This window comes from Streptomyces sp. NPDC059866 (assembly GCF_042731325.1).
GTDB classification, from domain to species: Bacteria; Actinomycetota; Actinomycetes; order Streptomycetales; family Streptomycetaceae; genus Streptomyces; species Streptomyces flavusporus.
Window position 1 is genome coordinate 250,175 of record NZ_JBHWJT010000004.1, and the last position, 19,563, is coordinate 269,737.

At 70.2% G+C, this 19,563-nt stretch carries 19 protein-coding genes and 1 tRNA gene; 9 read left to right on the top strand and 11 right to left on the bottom strand.

The features are described 5' to 3' along the window. Positions 1–191 precede the first annotated feature (191 nt). Positions 192–1,859 (bottom strand): GTPase, encoded by a 1,668-nt coding sequence (locus ACFV7R_RS07595; RefSeq protein WP_385261023.1) that lies wholly within the window; start codon positions 1,857–1,859, stop codon positions 192–194. A gap of 642 nt (positions 1,860–2,501) precedes the next feature. After that, positions 2,502–4,109, bottom strand: coding sequence for a dynamin family protein (locus tag ACFV7R_RS07600; RefSeq protein ID WP_385261025.1), 1,608 nt, complete (start codon positions 4,107–4,109; stop codon positions 2,502–2,504). A gap of 321 nt (positions 4,110–4,430) precedes the next feature. Between ACFV7R_RS07600 and ACFV7R_RS07605 the strand changes: the two genes are divergently transcribed. From ACFV7R_RS07605 to ACFV7R_RS07630, 6 genes are all read left to right on the top strand, one after another. After that, positions 4,431–4,503, top strand: a tRNA-Arg gene (locus ACFV7R_RS07605). Positions 4,504–4,686: 183 nt separating this feature from the next. Next, on the top strand, positions 4,687–4,827 hold the full coding sequence (locus tag ACFV7R_RS07610) for a multiprotein-bridging factor 1 family protein (RefSeq protein ID WP_385261027.1): 141 nt from the start codon (positions 4,687–4,689) through the stop codon (positions 4,825–4,827). Positions 4,828–4,944: 117 nt separating this feature from the next. Beyond that, positions 4,945–6,309, top strand: a complete 1,365-nt coding sequence (locus ACFV7R_RS07615) for an ISNCY family transposase (protein WP_385261030.1) — start codon at positions 4,945–4,947, stop codon at positions 6,307–6,309. A gap of 219 nt (positions 6,310–6,528) precedes the next feature. Continuing rightward, positions 6,529–6,831 (top strand): hypothetical protein, encoded by a 303-nt coding sequence (locus ACFV7R_RS07620; protein ID WP_385261033.1) that lies wholly within the window; start codon positions 6,529–6,531, stop codon positions 6,829–6,831. 121 nt (positions 6,832–6,952) lie between these two features. Next, positions 6,953–7,192, top strand: coding sequence for a hypothetical protein (locus ACFV7R_RS07625; RefSeq protein WP_385261035.1), 240 nt, complete (start codon positions 6,953–6,955; stop codon positions 7,190–7,192). After that, positions 7,189–7,533 (top strand): hypothetical protein, encoded by a 345-nt coding sequence (locus ACFV7R_RS07630; protein ID WP_385261038.1) that lies wholly within the window; start codon positions 7,189–7,191, stop codon positions 7,531–7,533. Before ACFV7R_RS07625 ends, ACFV7R_RS07630 begins: the two co-directional genes overlap by 4 nt. Before the next feature lie 1,359 nt (positions 7,534–8,892). Here ACFV7R_RS07630 and ACFV7R_RS07635 read toward each other — a convergent pair. The 9 genes from ACFV7R_RS07635 to ACFV7R_RS07675 all read right to left on the bottom strand — a co-directional run bounded on the left by ACFV7R_RS07635 (position 8,893) and on the right by ACFV7R_RS07675 (position 15,414). Further along, complete coding sequence (locus ACFV7R_RS07635; protein WP_385261040.1) at positions 8,893–9,168, bottom strand: hypothetical protein; 276 nt, start codon at positions 9,166–9,168, stop codon at positions 8,893–8,895. A 142-nt stretch (positions 9,169–9,310) separates the two neighbouring features. Continuing rightward, on the bottom strand, positions 9,311–9,583 hold the full coding sequence (locus tag ACFV7R_RS07640; RefSeq protein WP_385261043.1) for a hypothetical protein: 273 nt from the start codon (positions 9,581–9,583) through the stop codon (positions 9,311–9,313). A gap of 342 nt (positions 9,584–9,925) precedes the next feature. Next, complete coding sequence (locus ACFV7R_RS07645) at positions 9,926–10,192, bottom strand: hypothetical protein (RefSeq protein ID WP_385261046.1); 267 nt, start codon at positions 10,190–10,192, stop codon at positions 9,926–9,928. Positions 10,193–10,734: 542 nt separating this feature from the next. After that, positions 10,735–11,004: a hypothetical protein gene (locus tag ACFV7R_RS07650; protein ID WP_385261048.1), complete on the bottom strand. Its 270-nt coding sequence runs from the start codon at positions 11,002–11,004 to the stop codon at positions 10,735–10,737. A 371-nt stretch (positions 11,005–11,375) separates the two neighbouring features. After that, complete coding sequence (locus ACFV7R_RS07655; RefSeq protein WP_385261050.1) at positions 11,376–11,651, bottom strand: hypothetical protein; 276 nt, start codon at positions 11,649–11,651, stop codon at positions 11,376–11,378. 539 nt (positions 11,652–12,190) lie between these two features. Continuing rightward, on the bottom strand, positions 12,191–13,057 hold the full coding sequence (locus ACFV7R_RS07660; RefSeq protein ID WP_385261053.1) for a tyrosinase family protein: 867 nt from the start codon (positions 13,055–13,057) through the stop codon (positions 12,191–12,193). Further along, positions 13,041–13,544 (bottom strand): tyrosinase family oxidase copper chaperone, encoded by a 504-nt coding sequence (locus ACFV7R_RS07665; RefSeq protein ID WP_385261055.1) that lies wholly within the window; start codon positions 13,542–13,544, stop codon positions 13,041–13,043. The genes ACFV7R_RS07660 and ACFV7R_RS07665 overlap by 17 nt, the downstream gene beginning before the upstream one ends. Positions 13,545–13,739: 195 nt before the next feature. Next, positions 13,740–13,862 (bottom strand): hypothetical protein, encoded by a 123-nt coding sequence (locus ACFV7R_RS07670; protein WP_385261057.1) that lies wholly within the window; start codon positions 13,860–13,862, stop codon positions 13,740–13,742. Between the two features lie 838 nt (positions 13,863–14,700). Continuing rightward, positions 14,701–15,414: a hypothetical protein gene (locus tag ACFV7R_RS07675; RefSeq protein WP_385261060.1), complete on the bottom strand. Its 714-nt coding sequence runs from the start codon at positions 15,412–15,414 to the stop codon at positions 14,701–14,703. Between the two features lie 319 nt (positions 15,415–15,733). On the opposite strand from ACFV7R_RS07675, the gene ACFV7R_RS07680 reads away from it, so the two are divergent. The 3 genes from ACFV7R_RS07680 to ACFV7R_RS07690 are packed head-to-tail and all read left to right on the top strand — an operon-like array spanning position 15,734 to position 19,562. Beyond that, positions 15,734–16,798: a DUF3344 domain-containing protein gene (locus tag ACFV7R_RS07680; protein ID WP_385261062.1), complete on the top strand. Its 1,065-nt coding sequence runs from the start codon at positions 15,734–15,736 to the stop codon at positions 16,796–16,798. Between the two features lie 50 nt (positions 16,799–16,848). Further along, positions 16,849–18,138: a glycosyltransferase gene (locus tag ACFV7R_RS07685; protein WP_385261063.1), complete on the top strand. Its 1,290-nt coding sequence runs from the start codon at positions 16,849–16,851 to the stop codon at positions 18,136–18,138. Continuing rightward, positions 18,135–19,562, top strand: coding sequence for an exopolysaccharide biosynthesis polyprenyl glycosylphosphotransferase (locus tag ACFV7R_RS07690; RefSeq protein ID WP_385261065.1), 1,428 nt, complete (start codon positions 18,135–18,137; stop codon positions 19,560–19,562). The genes ACFV7R_RS07685 and ACFV7R_RS07690 overlap by 4 nt, the downstream gene beginning before the upstream one ends. Position 19,563: the final 1 nt, after the last annotated feature.

Here is a 19,563-nt window from a genome sequence, read left to right on the forward strand (position 1 = left end):
GCCGCCATCCCTGCGCGCGCCGCCGCTCTCGTGGCGACCGCGTCCGTCGCGATCGCCGCGAAGCCAGACTGCCTCCGCCGAGCCGAGCCCGCAGAGGGCTGTGGATCATCCCCAGCCTGTGGACAACTCCACCACTCGTTCGAGGGATCCCGTCCCGCACGCCCCACCGGTGCGGTCGGCCTTCCGAGCGGCTACCTCACCCCGGCCCTCGCCCCGACGACCCGCCCGTACTGGTCACGAATCTCCTGGTACCGCAGCAGCTCCGACGCCACCGGATCGAGTACCCGGGCCCGGCCGCACCCGGCCGCGGCCTCCCGCAGCCGCCGTTCCGCCTCCAGTCCGTACCGCCGGGCCGGTCCCCGGGCCGCCATCTTGCAGCTCCACTCGACGAGCGGGCCGCCGATGATTCCGGCCACCATCAGCAGCACCGGCACCCCGAGATTCGGCGACATGACCCCGACGATCTGCCCCACCAGCCACAGCCCCCCGACGACTTGCAAGAGCGTCATGGACGCCTGCGCCAGTACGGCCACCGGCCACCAGCCCGGTGTCGGCGGCCGTCCCGTCGGCAGCCCGGCCGGCGCGGCCAGCTCGTCCAGTGCCTCGGGCAGCCCCTGGGAGCCGCGTACGGCCGCCTCGCGCACGGCCTGCGCCCAGGGCACCGGCAGCCCCGCCGACGCCCGGTCGGACACCGTCCGCACCGCCTGCTCGACGCGCTGCCGCGCCGTGGCCTGCTCGTCCGCCTGCGTGCGCACCGGCAGCCGACCCGTGGTGGGTTCGCTCCGCTCCAGGAACCAGCGCCACAACCGCAGCCAGGGCGTGCCGCACGCGCGGTTGGCGTTGCGCAGCCAGGCCCGCTCGGCGGCCTCGCCGGCGGCGGTGGCGCCCACAGCGTCGGCCAGCCGCGCGGAGAACTCGTCCCGCGCCTGCTCGCTGAGCCCCGTACGTCGCCCGGTGGTGTACACCGGCCACAGCCGCACCGCCGCGGCGTCCAGGTCGGCCAGGATGCGGCGGGCTGCAGCACCGCGCTCCGCCACGAACTGGCCGAGCGCCTCACGCAGTTCCCCGATGCCGTCACCGGTGAGCGCGGACAGCGCGAGCACGGTCGCGCCCGGTTCGCCGTACTCCCCCAGGGCGATCCCGTCCTCGTCCAGCAGCCGCCGCAGATCGTCGAGCACCTGGTGGGCCGCCTCCCCCGGGAGTCGGTCGATCTGGTTGAGGACGACGAACATGACCTCCGCATGCCCGGCCATGGGCCGCAGATAGCGCTCATGCAGCACGGCGTCGGCGTACTTCTCGGGATCCACGACCCAGATGACCGCGTCGACGAGCGCCAGCAGCCGCTCGGCCTGCTCGCGGTGCTGTACGGCCGCCGAGTCGAGGTCGGGCAGATCGACCAGGACGAGCCCGCGCAGCTGCGCCTCCGCCTCGGGGCTCTGCAGCGGGCGGCGACGCAGGCGTCCGGGGATGCCGAGCCGGTCGATGAGGCTCGCCGCGCCGTCGCTCCAGCTGCACGCGATGGGCGCGGCGGTCGTCGGCCGCCGTACGCCCGTCTCCGAAATGGCCACCCCGGCCAACGCGTTGAACAACTGCGACTTGCCGCTGCCGGTCGCGCCCGCGATGGCGACGACGGTGTGCTGCCCGGACAGCTTGCGCCGGGCCGCCGCCTCGTCGAGGACCCGGCTCGCCTCGGCCAGCGTCCTGTTGTCGAGCCGGGTACGGGACAGGCCCACCAGTTCGCGCAGCGCGTCGAGCCGGGACCGTGTCGGACCGTCGTACGCGAGCGGGGCCACGGTCTGCGGCGCCGACGGCTTGCTCTCCGCCACCGCGAGCTGCTCGGCGGCGGTCTTCTCGTTCACCCGCCGCGCGATCAGACCGTCGTCCCAGGTGCCTTCGGAGGCCGTGACAGAGTCCGCATGGGGCTCCGTAGGAGAGTCCGCACGGGATTCCGTAGGAGAGTCCGCCCCGGATTCCGCCGGAGAGTCGCTACGGGGCTCCGCGAGGGAGCGGGGAGGGGAGTCCGCAGGAGATCCGGTACGGGCGTCCGTACGGCCTTCGCTCGCACGGTCACGGTAGGGGTCATGGTCGGCCTGCACGCGCGCGTGGTCCCCGTTCCCTTGCACACCGGACTCCCCTGACTTGCGCCGCCCCCACCAAAAGCGCCGCTCGACGGATTCGCCCTCTTCGAGGAGGGGTTTTCCGCGGTCGCCGTCGCCCTCCGTGAAGGAGGGCCCCTTTCCCGAATCGCTCTCCTTGGAGACGTCCCTTTCGGCAGCACTCTCCTTGGAGACGCTCTTTCCGGAGTCGCCCCCCTTGGTCATTCCGGAAACGGCCTGCTCAGAGACTCTGTGTCCGGAAACGCCCGCCCTGGAAGAACGGTTTCCGGAATCGCCCGTCACAGGGGCACGGTCGTCTGCGCGCTCGTTCACGGAGGCCGCGTCCTCCTGGTGGTCGGGATCGGCGTGCTCCGTGTGGTCCTGGTCAGTGACGGCAGTCACCGGTCACCTCTCCTTCTGCAGTACGGACAGCGCGGCGATGAGTTCGGACTGGGGTTCGGGATGGACTTCGAGGGCGTCGAGCGGGGCGAGCCGGCGTTCACGCTCGGCGTGCATCACCCGGTCCACGTACTCGCCGAGCAGCCGTCCGGCCCGTTCCCGCAGCCGCAGCGCACCGTGGGCACCGATCCGCTCGGCGATCCCCTCGCCCGCGGACCGGGACCGGTGGCCGCCCAGCAGAACGGTGGCGACCAGCGCGGAGACCACCTCGGGGTCCGGAGCGACGCTGCGGTCGAGGTGGCGCACCTCGTCCTCGGCGTGCTCCTCGAGCTCGCGCCGCCACCGCCGTACCGCCATCCCGATCCGGTGCTCGGCGGTCTCCAGGGAGGCGTCGCGGTCCGCAAGCTCCGGGGCGTCCGCCGCCGGCTCGCGCCGCCAGGCCTCGTCGATGCGCTCGTCGGCGGCGGTGACAGCACACAGCAGCAGCTCGCACAGGCTCTCCACAAGGGCGTCCAGGAGCTCACCGGCGGTGCAGTCGAGCGGGAAGGCCCGCCAGCGCTTCAACGCGTCACCGGCGAGCACGGCGCCCCCCTGCAACCGCCCCCGCACGCGCGCGTGCTCACTGTCGTAGGCGGAGTCGACGGCGGAGGTGAGCCGCAGGGCGGCCGCGTACTGGGCGGCGGCGGCACTGGCCAGCTCGGGCATCCGGGACCTGAGCGAGGCGATGAGGCCGTACGCCGTACGGGCCATGGCGTGCTGCCGGGCCGCGGGGTCCTGGGCCTGGTGCACGAGCCAGGTGCGCAGCGGCGCCACGGCGGTGGTCGGCAGCAGCCCGCTGCCCCAGGCCGACTCAGGCAGCTCGGGCACGGTGAACCGCGGTACGTCGCCGAGCCCGGCCTTGGTGAGCAGGGCACCGTACTGCCGGGAGACCTCGGACACCACCTGGTGGGGCACCCGGTCGAGCACGGTGATCAGGGTGGCGTCGTACTCCTTGGCGGTCCGCAGCAGGTGCCACGGCACGGCGTCGGCGTACCGGGCCGCCGTGGTGACCATGATCCAGATGTCGGCGGCACAGATGAGCTCGGCCGCGAGAGTGCGGTTGTCGGCGACCAGGGAGTCGATGTCGGGCGCATCGAGGAGGGCGAGGCCGGGCGGCACGGTATCGGCGGTCTCGATGCGCAGCACGCGCGCGGGGTTCTCGCCCGGCAGCAGCAGATCGTCGTCGGACTCCCGGTGCGGCACCCACACGCGCGTGAGGTCGGGCAGCACACGCATGCCGCTGAACCAGTGATGGTCCTCCGGGTGGCACACCAGCACCGGCGTCCGTGTCGTCGGCCGCAGTACGCCCGCCTCGCTGACCCGTCGGCCCACCAGGGAATTGACGAGCGTCGACTTGCCGGCGCCGGTGGAACCTCCCACGACGGCCAGCAACGGCGCTTGGGGCTCCCTCAACCGGGGCACCAGGTAGTCGTCGAGCTGAGCGAGCAGTTCGTCGCGGTTGGCACGCGCACGTGGCGCCCCGGGAAGGGGCAGCGGGAAGCGTGCGGCGGCGACGCGGTCGCGCAGCGCGGAAAGTGCGTCGAGCAGCTGAGGCCGTACGTCCAAGGTCACCACATGCGAAGAATGCCCAATTTTATGGGATATCTGAAGCATATGAGCATGTCTGCGCGCCGACGGAACACAAGGGACGGAAGGGACTACTGGGGCAGGAGCACAGTCCAGGCATAACGAGTGCACAACACCCGGCGCGTGTGGCGCGAAAAGCGATGCACGATTCGCACCCGCCTGCGATTATCAGGTCCGCTTCACCGAACCTCCACATCGAGCCACGGAGGCGAAGCAACAGGGGCAGGGATCCAGGAGCTCTATCCTTGTCCCCGGCAACGTCACGGATCAGCCCACACCCGGGCACCACGACAGAGGCCACCACACCCGGCCCCCGTAGCTCAGTGGATAGAGCAGGCGCCTTCTAAGCGCTTGGCCGCAGGTTCGAGTCCTGCCGGGGGCGCAAACGCCCATTGACCAGCGGAAACGCTGGTCTTTTTTCATGCCGGCCCGATGCGCATCGCTTACACGCCAAGCGCCTTGGTCATCTACGCTCGTGGACACCATGCTGCGTCATGCCCGGGGCATTGACGGCCGCCGTAGCCTGGCCGCAACGGCACCGGCACCGGCACCCGAGGGGGCACGCGTGGACCTGTCAGCAGACCTCGGCGTCGGCGAACGCATCCGTGTACTGCGGGAATCCCGGGGCATGTCGCGGGCCGTACTTGCACAACTCTGCGGGCGCGGCGTCGACTGGCTGAAGAAAATCGAGTCCGGCGACCGCTAGCTACTTGCCCCTGAAGAAGTCGGGGCTCCTGATGGGGTGACCTGCGCGGAGAGCTGGTGCGCGTTGTCCGTGGCCGCCACAGTGGTGTTGGGTCGTGGCCGGCCGGGGGTGGTGGCGATGTTGCGTGTGTCCGTGCCACAGGACACGTGGTGGGAGGTGCTGCCGGAGCAGGCGCGGCAGCTGCCCGCTGAACTGGCCGGGATAGATGCCTACTTGGATGACGAGCGGTTCGTCGCACCGTGGCGGGCGGTGTCCGCCGAACGGCTGGGGCGGCCGTCGGTTCCGGTCGAAACGCTCTTGCGTCTGCTGTATCTCAAGCACCGCTACCAGCTCGGCTACGAGACGCTGTGCCGTGAGGTAGCGGACTCGTTGAGCTGGCGGCGGTTCTGCCGGATCCCGCTGACCTCCCCGGTGCCGCACCCGACGACGCTGGTCAAACTCGTACGCCGCAGCGGCCCCCCGGCCATCGAGCAGCTCAACGCCGCGCTGCTGGGCAAGCTCGTGGAGGACAAGCTGCTGCGGTGCCGCAGGCTGCGCATCGACACCACCGTCATCGAAGCCGACATCGACCACCCCACGGACGCCGGCCTGCTGGAGCACGGAGTGCGCAGGCTGGGCCGGCTGGTGCGCCGGATCAAGGCCGCCGGCGCCGCCAGGCGCACCCGCTTCCGTGATCGCAGCCGGTCAGCAGGCCGCCGCCTGAAGCAGATCTCCCGCACACTGCGGCGGCGCACCGGCCAGGCGCTGGGCGAGATCGATCGGCTCACCGGCGAGGTCGCCGCCATCGCCGCAGCGACACTGCGAGATGTGGCCACGGTGGAGCACAATGCGCGGCGCGCCCTGCGCGGGCGGCCGTCGGGGCGGCTGGCACGCCTGGTCGGTGAGCCGGCCGAGACGGTGGAGGGCACCCAGCGCCTGCTGGAACAGACCGCGTTACGACTGGCGGGGACCCGCAAGATCCCCGACCGGCTGGTGTCGTTGGCCGACCCGGACGCCCGGCCGATCCGCAAGGGCAAGCCCCAGCACCCCACCCAGTTCGGCTACACCGCGCTGGTGGCCGAGGCAGAAAACGGCTTCGTTGCCGACCACCAGGTCCACCGCGGCAACCCAGCTGATGCCCCGCAGCTGGTGCCTTCGGTCAAGCGGGTGACGGCGCTGGTCGGCCGGGCGCCGACAACCGTGGTCGCCGACCGCGGACTTGGCACCGCAGCCAACGACCGGACGCTCGCCGAGCTCGGGGTCCGGCGGATCGGTCTCCAGCGCAACGGAACCCCGGGAAAGGCTCGCCGGGAGTACGAACGCAGCCGCCCGTTCCGACGGATGCGCAACTGGAGAGTCGGTATCGAAGCCCGTATCAGCCACCTCAAGCGCAGCTTCGGCTTCCGCCGCACCCGCCTTCGCCGACTGTCCGGCGCCCAGACCTGGGCCGGACTCGGGATCCTCGCCTACAACCTCCACCGGATGACCGTCCTCAGCCGGTGAACGGAGACCACCGGCAGGCCGACGACATGCCACCGCTTCCCCGCATCAGCCCCGCCACCAGCCTGAACCCTTTTTCAGCGGCAAGTAGCTACGCAGCCATGACCTGCTGCTGCGCCTGGCCGCCGCACTCCAGGTCCACGACCTGTCCGCCATCACCGGAAACGACGACGGGTCGTCAGTAGCTACGTACACCCGAGCACGGTCTTCGGGCGGGCGAACGTGGACTTCTCCGCCATCTCCGTCGCGACCGACCTGTGCAAGTCGGCGAAGGCTCTGGGCCTGGCCGACGACATCGACCCCGACACCATGCCCTCCGTGGAGCGTCGCGCCCGCCTGTGGGTGGAAGTTGCTCGCGGGCACCTGCAGCGCGGCGACCGCACGGCCGCCCTACACATCATGCAGATGGCGCACCGGATCAGCACCGAGACCGTCTCGTACACCCCGTCCGCCCGGTATGTCGCCGCGGACCTGTGGCGCAACGCCCCACGCGCACGGAGGCCGGCCAGCTCGCCGAGAAGGTAGGCGTCGTAACCGGCTGACCAGGGGGACAGTCTGGGACAGGGGGACAATCTGTCCCCCTTCTCTCTTGCCCACGGCCCTACGGTGACGCTCCGCGCTCAGTCACCTACCGAACGGGCCCGCCATGACACTCCTCCCAGCACGATTGCACGCCTCCACCCGCCGACACGAGCCGCTCACCACCGTCGGCGCCACCGGAGAGGTCCGCGTGCCGCTCGCGCTGTACGCGGTCGACGATTTGCGCGGTACAGCCGACCTGGTCATGTCCCGCGCGGAGGCTCAGCGGCTCTTCACGCAGCTGGCGGAGTCCCTCGGCTTCGTACATCAGATGCCGGCGCCGCGAGGACTGGAGGCCGTGCGGTGAGCGGCACCGCCCAAGAGGTGTCGGCCCAGGCACTGGCACTACTGGTGCTGCCGTCTCTCGACAAGCTTTCCGAACAGCAGGTACGCGGCAGCGCCTGCGTCTGGGACGGCGTCCCCTTCACGACGGGGATCGCTGTCGACCTCGGCCCGCGGCGTAAGAAGCGGCTCGACGGGCACTACGACTGGTTCCCCCGCGGCTGCCCCCGCTGCGTTGGCGAGAAAGCCCTCCTCGCCCTCTTCGAGCACGCCCCCAAGTACGAGCCGTGCCGCCACCACGACGACGGCAACCCGTGCCCCACCGGGCGCGCCCTGCTCCGCCTGACGCTGCGGAGGGGACGCTGATGTTCTGCGAACGCTGCGACCAGCCGATCCCACCGGGCGAGTTGTACATCGAAGTCGACAACCCGGGTACCAGCGGGGCCAGTTCGACCATCTACCTGCACAAGAAGCTGTGCCAGCGGCCACCGAGGCAGACCGCCCCGGCATCGACACGCCACTGACCCCCGCTCCCGGCAGCGCCGCCGACTGCGCCGGTAGCGGATCCCCCGCGGCCCTGGCCGACGCCCCCCGACGCCGCCGGGGCAAGGTCGACGCGCCTCGGGTCGGCGATGCGGATCAGGCTGTCGCCCTTGGGCGATGAGTGGCCTGCTCGATGCGATTGACGGCCTGGCGGTCCAGGCCGGCCATGGTCGGCGAGCCGCTCCTGCGTCAGGTTGGCGCGGAGGCGGGCTGCTCGGATACGGCCGCCGATGTCCCAGCGGCGGCCCCCTCCGCAAGCGGGGCCGCGGTAGGCGCAACGCGCGAGGTGCGCCGTCCCGTCCAGACGACGGGCCTCGGCCTCAGAGCCGCCCCAGCTCCGGGGTGGGGCGGTGCCATGCTCACGGCGAATAGTCTCCGTCAGATTCACCAGAAGATAGGCCAAGCGCCTTTCCTTAGATTGCTCAGCAGCGTGCCCCTGCCCTGGTGTGCCACCGGCACGGAGCGCGGAGGCCCCGCCGACGCGCGACACCACCTCCAGCCGCCCGATCCTCAGCCGCGCCGACCGTTGCCCAGCCCGCCCCTCAACTCTCTCTTTTCCTTGCTTCGGGGAGGCTGCGAGAAGCGCATAGGGGGATTGTCAGGCCCCCGACCACGCCATGACAGGCGGTGACCTGCACAGACGTGAGGCCGACCGAAAGGCTCGCGTAAGAGATGGCGCATGAGTTGATGCGAGAGATGGTGCAAGAGTTGGTTCAGGAGATGTTTCCATCCAGCCAGGTCAGAAGGTGACGACGGTCTGCGCCTCGCCGACTGCCACTGCCTGCTCGATCGCCCGGGCCGCGGTCCACTGGCCCGTGCCCGTCCTGCTCTGGCAGTTGCCCCGCGGTCGTCCACGTGAACGGAAAGTACCAGCTCACGGCCGGTGTAGGACCGTACAGATGCTGTCGGCGCCATCCCGGGGCACCATGCCTCGCCCTCCCGCCGGGGGTGGACTCTCGGCCTCACCCATGACTTCGTGGTGGGCGTCGTCGCCGGCCAAGGAGGCCGACCCCTGGCCACCGTCGGCTGGAAAATCGCCCCAGGTCGTCGACAGATGGGTGGACGCGGACATACGGGATGGCCGGGACCCGATAGTGGGTCCCGGCCATCCTCTGACGCACGGGTGGACTCACGCGACAGGCGCCGACGACAAGTGGACCCCTCGGCCGTCTCGGTCGGACGTCAGGAGTTCTTGCCAGGGACGGAGAAGTCGCTGACGCAGTTGATCTGACCACCCGAAGCCGGACAGTCCTGCGTCGAATCGTTGACGACGGTGATGTTTCCGTGCTGGTCGGTGGTGACCTGGTACTCCCTCACCTGTGAGCAGCGCTTGGAGCCGTTGCCGTCGTCGACGCACGCGCCGGAACCATCGGCGAAAGCCTGGACGGCACCGGCACCGATCAGAGCAAAGCTCCCCAGGACACCCACTGCCGCTGCGATCTTCTTCGAATTGAGCATCTGCCTTTTCCTTTACAGTCGGTCTCCGTGACTGGACTGCGGAGTCGTTCCGGACACTTGGACCGGCAACGAAGCCGGACGGCAAGCTCCGGGCTCGGACACCTGGTCGAGCCTCAAGGGCTGCCTGCATCCTGATAAGTGATTACCTGCCGGCAGGGCGGGCCTGAGTGCACTTCACCGACGTGCGCTCGCTCTGGTCGACGGCCTGGAAGCCGAGGGCGTTGATTGAGAGATTGACGTCCCCGATGTTGATAAGCGTCCAATTCCTCTCGTCCGCAGAGCACTTCTGGTTCTGCTGCGGGTTGTCGGCCGTGGCCTTCGGGTCCTCGCCGACAGCATGGCCGACGCCAGCGCCCAGCAAGCTGACGCTGCCGAGCATGGCCGCGGCGACTGCTGCCTTCTGGTACTTGCGCATTACTTCTCCGTTCTCGAGTTGACACAGCTCGTAACGGGCTGGCCACCGACAGTCGCCGACTGTAGGGGATGTTCGTTATTTTTGATGGGCGAAACGCCCCAAGTAGGTAAGTTTCCCGAAAAGCCATAATCTGGCATTTATACGCATATATCGCCGGACGCAGCATCCACTGACACAGGCGGCCTGACTCTGCGTCGGACAGGTCGGCGTTGACTCGCCGACAGGGCCGCCACCCGTGACCGGACGGCGGAGTCTCCCTCTGCATGACCCGGCAATGGCAGGTCCCGGGGCTCGGACGCCTGGCTCAAGCCCCGGGACCTGCCTAGATCACCTGACCGGTGATCACCTGCCGATGGTGAAGATCTGAGCGCAGTTCACCGACGTACGCTCGCTCTGATCGACGAGCTGGAAGCCGGCACCGTTGACCGGAGCGTAGCCGCTGGCCGTCTCGACGCCCGTGAAGTTGGATTCGTCCGCCGAGCACCCCTGGCTCTGCTTGTTGTCGAGCTTGACCTTCCCGTCCTCGTTGGCGTGGCCGACGCCAGCGCTCAGGAAGCTGACGCTGCCGAGCACGGCCACGACGACTGCGGCCTTCTGGTACTTGCGCATTACCTCTCCGTTCCTCGTGTCGACACAGTCCGTTACGGCCTGGTCACCGACAGGCTTCAACTTAGGTAATCTCTCTGGCCTTTTCCATGAGAAACGCTCGCATCACGCACATATCTTGAAAAATGCACATCGTTCCGCTGCCGCGTACGCATCAGGTGACCGAATCCGGGAAGTCACGTCCCCGCCGCCGTGCGAACAACCGCCGACCGCAACGGGCGGGCACCCTCATCACGCACAGAGGACCGTGGCCGTCACTGGCCACGACAGAAGATCCCGCCTTCGAACACACGGTGGAGTACATCGCCACGCTTCCCCGAATACCCCGCAGAGCGCCCGGACCCCACTGCGGACGGCCGCACGCGGTCTACGGGCCGGCCGGGGCCGCGCCGACCACGGCATGATGACCTCTCACCACGGACGACGACCCGCCGACGCAGGATCTCCCCATGCATGGACCGGCAAGGACATCAAAAAACGGCAGGCCCCGGGGCTCGGACACTTGGTTCCAATCCCGGGGCCTGCCTAGATCACCTGATCGGTGATTACCTGCCGATGGTGAAGATCTGAGCGCAGTTCACCGACGTGCGCTCGCTGTCGTCGACGAGCTGGAAGCCGGCGCCGTTGACGGGGGCGTAGACGTAACCCGTCTGGCTGCCCGTGAAGTTGACTTCGTCCGCCGAGCACTCCTGGCTCTGCTTGTTGTCAAGCTTGACCTTCGGATCCCCGTTCGCAGCGTGGCCGGCGCCAGCGCCCAGGAAGCTGATGCTGCCGAGCATGGCCACGACGACTGCGGCCTTCTGGTACTTGCGCATTACCTCTCCGTTCCTCGTGTCGACACAGCCCGTTACGGTCTGGTCACTGACAGTCGCTGACTCTAGGCGACGTTTGCTGGTTTTGGCGCACGAAACGCCCAAGTGTGCAGATTTCTTGAAAAGCGGCACAAATTTGGCACTTTCGCGCCCACATCGGGGGTCGAATCCGGTAGTCACATCCGGCCACCGCCGTTCGGACAGCCCCTGAACAACACTGTGCACCAACCAAGACTCAGGACTTCTTACCGCGGACGACGACGCCACGGACGGAACGTCCCCACACGCGGACCGGCGAGGAAACCAGACGGCATGCCCCGGGGCGCGAACACCCGGTCCGACCCCCGGGCATGCCTAGATCACCTGATCGGTGATCACCTGCCGAGCGAGAAGATCTGAGCGCAGTTCACCGACGTGCGCTCGCTCTGGTCGATGATCTGGGTACCGGTGGCGGGGTTGGTCGGGGCGAAGACGCTGCCCGTCTCGGTGCCCGTGAAGTTGTATTCGTCCGCCGAGCACTCCTGGTGCTGCTTGTTGTCGAGCTTGAACTTGCCGTCCCCGTGGTCATCAGCGTGGCCGACGCCAGCGCCCAGGAAGCTGACGCTGCCGAGCATGGCCACAACGACTGCGACCTTCTGGTACTTGCGCATTACCTCTCCGTTTCTCGTGCCGACACAGTCCGTTACGGTCTGGTCACTGACAGATTCACCGTAAGTGATCTTTCTGGCTTCAGCCACGAGAAACGCCCGAAGTGTGCATATTTTCTGCTAAATGTGTGTCTTGGTGTGCCGCCATCCTGAACCGCGTCCCGCACGCCTTGAGGCTGTCGGCTGTCGGGGCCCCGGCGCTGTGGTGCACGCCGGGGCCAACACGTTTCCTCGTGCGCGGGGCGACACTGCCGCCACCGCACCTGGCCGAGACCCGAGCCACCGCGGGCGACCACGCGCACGTCCCACGAGCCGACCGGGCCCGCGTCGGCCGACGCCGGAGGATCACCTTCGCCGCGACGGGCGACTCCGGTCGACCTCACCTACCAGCCGCTGCAGCGCTGGTCCGGGGGCAGCCAGCCCTGCCAGGCGGCTGCGGTGGGCGGGGGAGAAGACCGCCGGCGCCTTCCTGAGCCGGACGAAAGTCCCAACACCCCCGAGCACCACGGCTCTTCTCATGATTCCGCTGAACCCGCGTCAGCTCACGAGTACCGGTAGAGCTGGCCGACGTCCTCCAGCTCTTCCGGCGTCATGTCCCATGGCGGCAGTGACTCGTGCCGGGCCACGACCCTGCCGTGCTGCTTGTCGTGTGGGCCCGGCGGTGTCGCGGGAAGGTAGCGGGCTCCGCGGTGCCGGTGTTGCCAGCGGTACCACTGCAGGTCGACGAAGGCGTGGAGCAGCCAGAAGACGGGGTCGTTGACGGAGGCGGCGCCGAGCATGGTCCCGCCGACCCAGCGGTGCACGCGGTTGTGGTTGCGCCAGGAGGTGTTGCCCCGGCCGGTGCCCCAGCCCTCCAGCTTGTTGCGGAAACCTCGCGTGACCGTCGAGTCCCAGGGCGACACGTCGTAGGCGGGGTCCTTCAGCGCCCACTCCAGATCCTTCTTCGTGGGCAGGTCGATCGGGGCGCGGGGGCGGCCGAAGTCCCGGGTGAGGAACGGGGCGTCGGTCACGCCCTCCTTGAGGGTCCAGTTGCCCTCCCGGTAGGCGAACGGACCGGTCATCACCTGGTGGTCGGAGCGGCGCCCGTTGCCGCCGAGGAGGTCCGCCGTCCAGGGTGCGGAGGTGGTCGTGCGGTCGCGCGTCCAGTCCCAGTACGGCACCGTCACCGACGAGTCCACCCGGCGCAGCGCCTCCTCCAGATCGAGCAGGAAGCGGCGGTGCCAGGGCAGGAAGGAGGGCGCCATGTGCGCGGCGCGCAGTCCTTTTTCGCCGTCGGAGGAGAAGTACGCGATGTGCATCCGCACGAACTCGTCGTACTCTCCCCGCCGTTTGACCTCCAGCAGCGCGTTGACGAACCGGCGCTTCTCGGCCCTGGTGAGCGTGCCGGCGTCCTTACGCACGTACGCCATGCGGGTGCCCCGTGTGCAGGTGTCCGCCGTCCACCGGTCCCGGAGCCGGCGCGTGCAGCAGCCGGCCGGGGCCGAGTTCGTCGACGGTGGCACGGGCGGCCTCGAGCGGTGTCCGGTACGAGCAGTAGTGGTCGACCATGCTCAGCCAGGTGCCGTCGGCGCGGCGCATCAGATGCAGAGGGCGGCCGTCCACGGTGACGTGCCACCGGCCGCCCTCGGCGGCGCTGCGCGCCGGGATCCACACGCCGCGGATGCGGCGACCGCGGTAGGTCTGGGCGAAGGCCGCGTCGCCCGGGGCGTTCCAGGGTCCGGCTCCGGGGTGCCAGGGCCGGAAGACGGCGACCGCCGAGGCCAGGGCGGCGGTGAGCGCGCAGGCACGCAGTCCGCGCGCCAGATCCCGTCGTGTCCTGCCCACCGGGCCGGGCAGCGCCGGGTCCGGTGTTCCGTCCTCGGCACCCACCGGTACTTCGCCGACGCTGACGACCATGGCTCACTCCTCGTCGGGTTCGGTTGATCCGTAGCGGTAACCGCCGAACGCCCCGCGCGGTCACCGCAGCGCGGCCAGGACAGTGATCACCGACTGCCGTTCCGGTGACATGGAGCGCCTTTCCCATGGCCGTGCATACGGAAGAACGGCCCCCGAACACCACCGAGGGCCGACTCCGTACGGTGGGACTGAGCCCTACATCCACAGATTGCCGTGCAGCGGCTTGGCCTCGTTCAGTGCGGCCGCGGCCTCCTTCACCGTGGGGATCAGCGACTTGTCGCCCGTGGCGCTCGCCTCGAGGGGGATCTTGGTCTTCACGCCGCCGCTGAGGTCGGTGGCCGCCAGGTCAGGGGCGCTCTGAGCAGCGGGGGCCTGCGGAGCACTCTGAGCGGCCGGAGCCTGCGGAGCACTCTGAGCAGCGGGGGCCTGGTACGGAGCGGGCTGACCAGCGGGGGCCTGCGGAGCACCCTGACCAGCCGGAGCCTGCGGAGCACTCTGAGCGGCCGGAGCCTGCGGAGCACCCTGAGCAGCGGGGGCCTGGTACGGAGCGGGCTGACCAGCGGGGGCCTGCGGAGCACCCTGACCAGCCGGAGCCTGGTACGGAACCGGCTGACCAGCCGGAGCCTGCGGAGCACCCTGACCAGCCGGAGCCTGGTACGGAACCGGCTGACCAGCCGGAGCCTGCGGAGCACCCTGCCCAGCCGGAGCCTGGTACGGAACCGGCTGACCGACCGGAGCCTGCGGAGCACCCTGACCGGTGGGAGCCAGGTCGGGGGCGCTGTGGCCGGTGGGCGCCAGGCCGGGGGTGGTCTGGGCCGGGGTGTTGTGGGCGAACGCGGGTGTGGCGGAACCGGCAACAATCAAGGACCCGGCAACGACGGCGGCGGCCTTCAGAGACTTCATCGGTTTCCTTTCATCGGCAACGCAGGTCGCCGGTGGGGATTCTGTCGCCGTGCCTAACGAGCCCTGGCCTGGGCGGAAACCGGAGGTGCCGAAGATTGCCGATACCTCATATGAAATCTCTGAAAGACCTGACCCTTGATGGGGAGCCGGTCGGAAGAATGCCGGCACAGGGGCGGGAGGACAACAGTCGTGGTGCCGCCCCCTGGAAGCCGGCACCACGATGGGACGGGCGAGAGGTCGTGTCGTACGACGCTCACCGGGCCGGCAGCAGCACCTGCGTGATCGCGGGGAGCGTGACGGCCGGCGACGTCGATGGCACTGTGCTGGGCAGCGTCGACACAGCGGGCGAGTCCGTCTCCAGCAGGACCAGCTCGTCGATGAGGTCTTCGACCTCGGTCAGCAGGTCGTCGACCTCCGAGAGCACGTCATCGAGGTCGCCCGAGATCGCCTCCAGGAGGTCGTCGACGGCCTCCTCGGCGTCGTCCAGCTGGTCATCCAACTCCTCGTCCGGCTCTGCGTCCAGCTCGTCATCCAGCAGGTCGTCCAAGTCGTCGTCCAGCTCGACCAGCTCGTCCAGCTCGTCCCACTCGTCGTCCGCAAGGTCAGCGGCGCGCCGCTCGGGCACTCTCAGCTCGGCGTCGCGCGGGGCGGGAGCCCTGTCGGCCGCTTTGTCCAGGGCGCGCTTCGCGGCCGCTCCCAGTTTCCTGGCCTCGACGGCGGACAGTCGGCCGTCGTCTGCCTCGAGCACGGCCTTCAGCAGGTCGGCGACCGGGGCGAGTTCGCCCCTGTTGTAGGCCCTGACCTGCGCGATACGCACGTCCGCAGCGCGGAGTCGCGCATCGGACGACGACGCACGGCGGTGCTCGCGGGTCGAGTCGGCGGCCAAGGCGGCGGGGCCGGTGATCCCGACCAGGAGGGCGGCGCACAGTGCACTGGTCGCCATGCGCCGTGCGGGCAGAGCACCCATGGGAGTTCCTTTCGACAGGGGTTGGATCTTGAACCCACACTGAGAGCGCCCGTGACGTTCTGCAACCGTTCATAGGCTTTTAGTGATGCGGCGTTCACCCTGCCGCCGCGCTCCGCCTGATCCGGCGGCATGCCCGCCGACCGCACCAGGCCGCCCGAACTTCACCGTTCCGACACACTTGTCAGATTTCATCGATATTCGTCGCCTTTGTCCGTTTGGTGACTAGAGTTGCGAACTGCCTGACGCACCCTCAGGGCGGACACACCCCACTCGTTCCGCCGTTGCCACCGCCACCTGTTCCGAAAGGGCACCGACGGTCATGCGCCATTCCCTGGGTCCGCTGCTTCGCTGTGCGACCGTAGGCACCTTCGCCCTTGCCCTGACATGGGCGGCCGGCGGCTCCCTCTCTGCCGCACCGGAGGCGGAGAGCATCGTGTTCGCCCAGCGCTACAGCGCACTCCAGCACGGCGGAATCGTCCGCGCGGCGAACGTCTCCATCACCTGCCACACCGCATCCTCGTGCCCGACCGTCCAGCAGGGCGGAGCCGGCGTGAACGGCGACTTCGACATGTTCTACGTCGACGTCGACCGCGACCCGAACACCTACAACTCCTCCCGCGCGGAGGTCCGGCTGCCCCAGGGCTCCCGGGTGACGTACGCGCGTCTGTACTGGGGCGGCAACCTGCGCGTCGGCGAACAGAAGCCGCCGGAGGACAACGAGCGGGTGCTGATCGCCGAACCCGGCGGGGAGTACCAGGAGCTCCGCGCGGACACGGTCGTAGGACACCGGGTGGCAGGCGGCACGGACGCCTTCCAGGCCTCGGCGGACGTCACACGGCTGGTGCGGGATTCCGGGCCGGGCCTGTACACCGTGGCGCAGGTCAATGTGGCCATGGGCAGATCGGCGGCCGGGGCATGGGGCGGCTGGACGCTGGTGGTGGCGTACGAGAACGCGGCGGAGCCGCTGCGTCACCTCGCGGTCTGGGACGGCTTCGTGCCGCTGAACTCCGGCTCGGGACAAGAGATCCAGCTGCGCGATCTGCGCTTTGCGGCGGGCGCGGGGGGCCGCTCGGGCCTGGTGGCGTACAACGGCGACCGAGGCGCCGCCGGCGACTCGCTCACCGTGACCAACGGGTCCGCCTCCATCGCCCTCAGCGACCCCGCCAACCCCCAGGACGACGTCCTGAACTCCACCATCAGCGAGCCCGGAGACGCTGCGTCGCGGGTGCCCGCGCACGCCAACACCCTCGGCTACGACTCCGATGTGTTCGACCTCGGCCGAGTCCTGCAGAACGCCGGTGACCAGTTGACCTTCCGGCTCCGGTCACAGCAGGACGCGGTGTGGGCCGGTGTGCTCTTCGCCGCTGTCGACGCCCAGCAGTGAACCCGTTGCCGCCCGCCCCGAGCGTCTTCGTGAGCGAGGAAGCCGCGCACATGCATGTGTCACCCACCCACACTCGGCCGCGGATCCTGCATCTGACCCAACCGGTGGACGGCGGGGTCGCCCGCGTGGTGACGGACCTGGTCCGGGCACAGCTGGCGGACGGCCTCGACATCGCCGTGGCCTGCCCCGACAGCGCGCTCGCCGCCGAACTGCGGGCGCTCGGCGCGAACGTACGGCACTGGCACGCGACGCGGTCGCCGGGGCCGTCGCTCGTGCGGGAGGTACGGCGTCTGGCCCGGCTGATCGACGAGGTGCGGCCCGATCTCGTGCACGCGCACAGCGCGAAGGCCGGGCTCGCCGGGCGGCTCGTGGTGCGCGGGCGGATTCCGACCGTCTTCCAGCCGCATGCCTGGTCGTTCGAGGCGGTCGGCGGGGGCACCGCGGCCCTGGCTCTCCAGTGGGAGCGATGGGCGGCGCGTTGGGCCGCGCAGGTGGTGTGTGTGAGCGAGGCGGAACGCGCGACCGGCGTGCGCTCGGGGATCACCGGCCGGTGGACCGTCGTCCCCAACGGCATCGATCCCGAGCGCTTCCACCCGGCCGACGCCGGCACCGTGCGGGCCGGGCTCGCGCCGCTCGCCGGTATCGACCCGGCAGCGCCGCTCGCCGTCTGCGTGGGGCGGCTGTGCCCGCAGAAGGGGCAGGACGTGCTGCTCCGGGCGTGGGACGCCGTCGTACGCAGGGTGCCCGACGCCCGCCTCGCCCTGGTCGGCGACGGCCCGGACCGCGACGTGCTGCGTGAACGCGCCCCGGAGTCCGTGCTGTTCGTGGGAGCCGTCGCCGACGCCTCCCCCTGGTACCAGGCCGCCGACCTCGTCGTCCTGCCCTCCCGCTGGGAGGGCATGGCACTGGCCCCGCTGGAGGCGATGGCCTGCGCGCGGCCCGTGGTGGTCACGGACGTCGACGGCGCCCGCGAGAGCCTGCCGCCCTCCTTCGCCGCCCGGTGCCTGGTCCCGCCGGAGAAACCGGCGGCGCTGGCCGGAGCCGTCAGCGAGCTGCTGCTCGACCCGCTGCTGCGCACGTCGCTCGGCGACCGTGGCCGCCGGCATGTGCTGACCACCCACGACGTGCGGCACACCGCCGAGGCGCTCGCGGACGTCTACCGCGACCTGCTCGGCACCCGGCCCGCCGCCCGAAACGCGCGCCCCTCCCATGCGGTCGAGCCCCCCGAGGCCCACGGCGCTGAGCACGGTCAGCCGCCCGGCACGGGCCGTGGCGCCGAGGTGAACCAGACGACACAGCGCGTCGAGCCCATCAAGTACAGGGAGTCCAGTCACTCGTGACCGCCGAACGTACCGTGCCCTCCCCCGGCCTTCCGCCACGGGACCACGGATTCTCACCAGTTTCGGTCCTGCCGCCGCGCGGCACCGCCACCGGCTTCCGGTTCCCCGTCCCGCGCCGCCCGGCCCGGACGGCCTCACCGGTCCCGCTGCTCGTCACGGACGGCGTCGCCGCCCTGTCGGGCGCGCTGGCGCTCACCGAGGCCCAGCGTCATCCGCTGCTCGTCACCCTGCTGGTCGTCGCGTCGCTGCTGCTGCGCCCGCGCGACGGCCGGCCGCCGGTGCCGGTACTGCTGGAGGAACTGCCCGCCGTGTGCGGCCGCATCGCGGTGGCCTGGCTGGCGCTCTCGGCGCTCTGGGCGGCGTACCGGCCGGAACACGCATTGTCCGTCGGCACCGTACTGACGGGCCTGGCCCTGCAGGCGGCGGTCGGCTGTGCGCTGCGCGGAGCCGTGCACGGGCGGCGGCGCGCCGCACTGCTGCGCCACCCGCACACCGCACTCGTCGTCGGCCCGGTCGCGACCGCGCAGCGCGTGGCCGCCGCCGTGCTGCGCCACCCGCGATGCGGTGTGCGGCCGGTGGGGGTCGTCGCCGGGCAGCCGGACGGCACCGAGGGCCTGCCCGTGCTGACGACCGGCGAGGAGGTCGAGCGTGCGGTCATCCAGAACGGGGTGCGGGCCGTGCTGGCCGTTCACCCCTCCGTACGCGCCGAACAGGGGCCGCTGCTGCGGGCGCTGGCCGAGTCGGGCTGCGTGGTCTGGGAGGTCGACGCCGACTGCCCGTCGTACGCGACGCGGGAGCGGCTGGCCGGGTTCTCCTGCCGGCGTCTGGACATGTCCCCGGTGCGCCGCGGCGGCGTGGGCAAGCGGGCGCTCGACATTCTCGTGTCGGGAACGCTGTTGCTGCTGGTCAGCCCGCTGCTTCTGGCGTGCGCGGTGGCGCTGCGGATCAGCGACGGGCCGGGCGTGGTGTTCCGGCAGGAACGCATCGGCAAGAACGGAAAGCCGTTCACGCTGCTGAAGTTCCGTACCCACCGCCCGGTCGACGAGCACGAGTCGGCGACCCGGTGGAGCGTGGCGAACGAGATCGAGATGCGCTGGTTCTGCCGAACGCTGCGGCGCACCTCGCTCGACGAGCTGCTCCAGCTGTGGAACGTGCTCCGGGGCGACATGAGCCTGGTCGGGCCGCGGCCCGAACGCCCCTTCTTCGTCGCCCAGTTCAGCCAGACCTACCCCGGTTACGCGGTCCGCCACCGGATGCGGACCGGCATCACCGGCCTCGCCCAGATCAACGGGCTGCGCGGCGACACCTCGATCGAGGACCGCTGCCGGTTCGACAACGCCTACATCGACGACTGGTCGCTGTGGCAGGACATCTGCATCCTGCTGCGCACCGCGGCCACGCTGGTGCGCCCGACGGGGGGCTGAG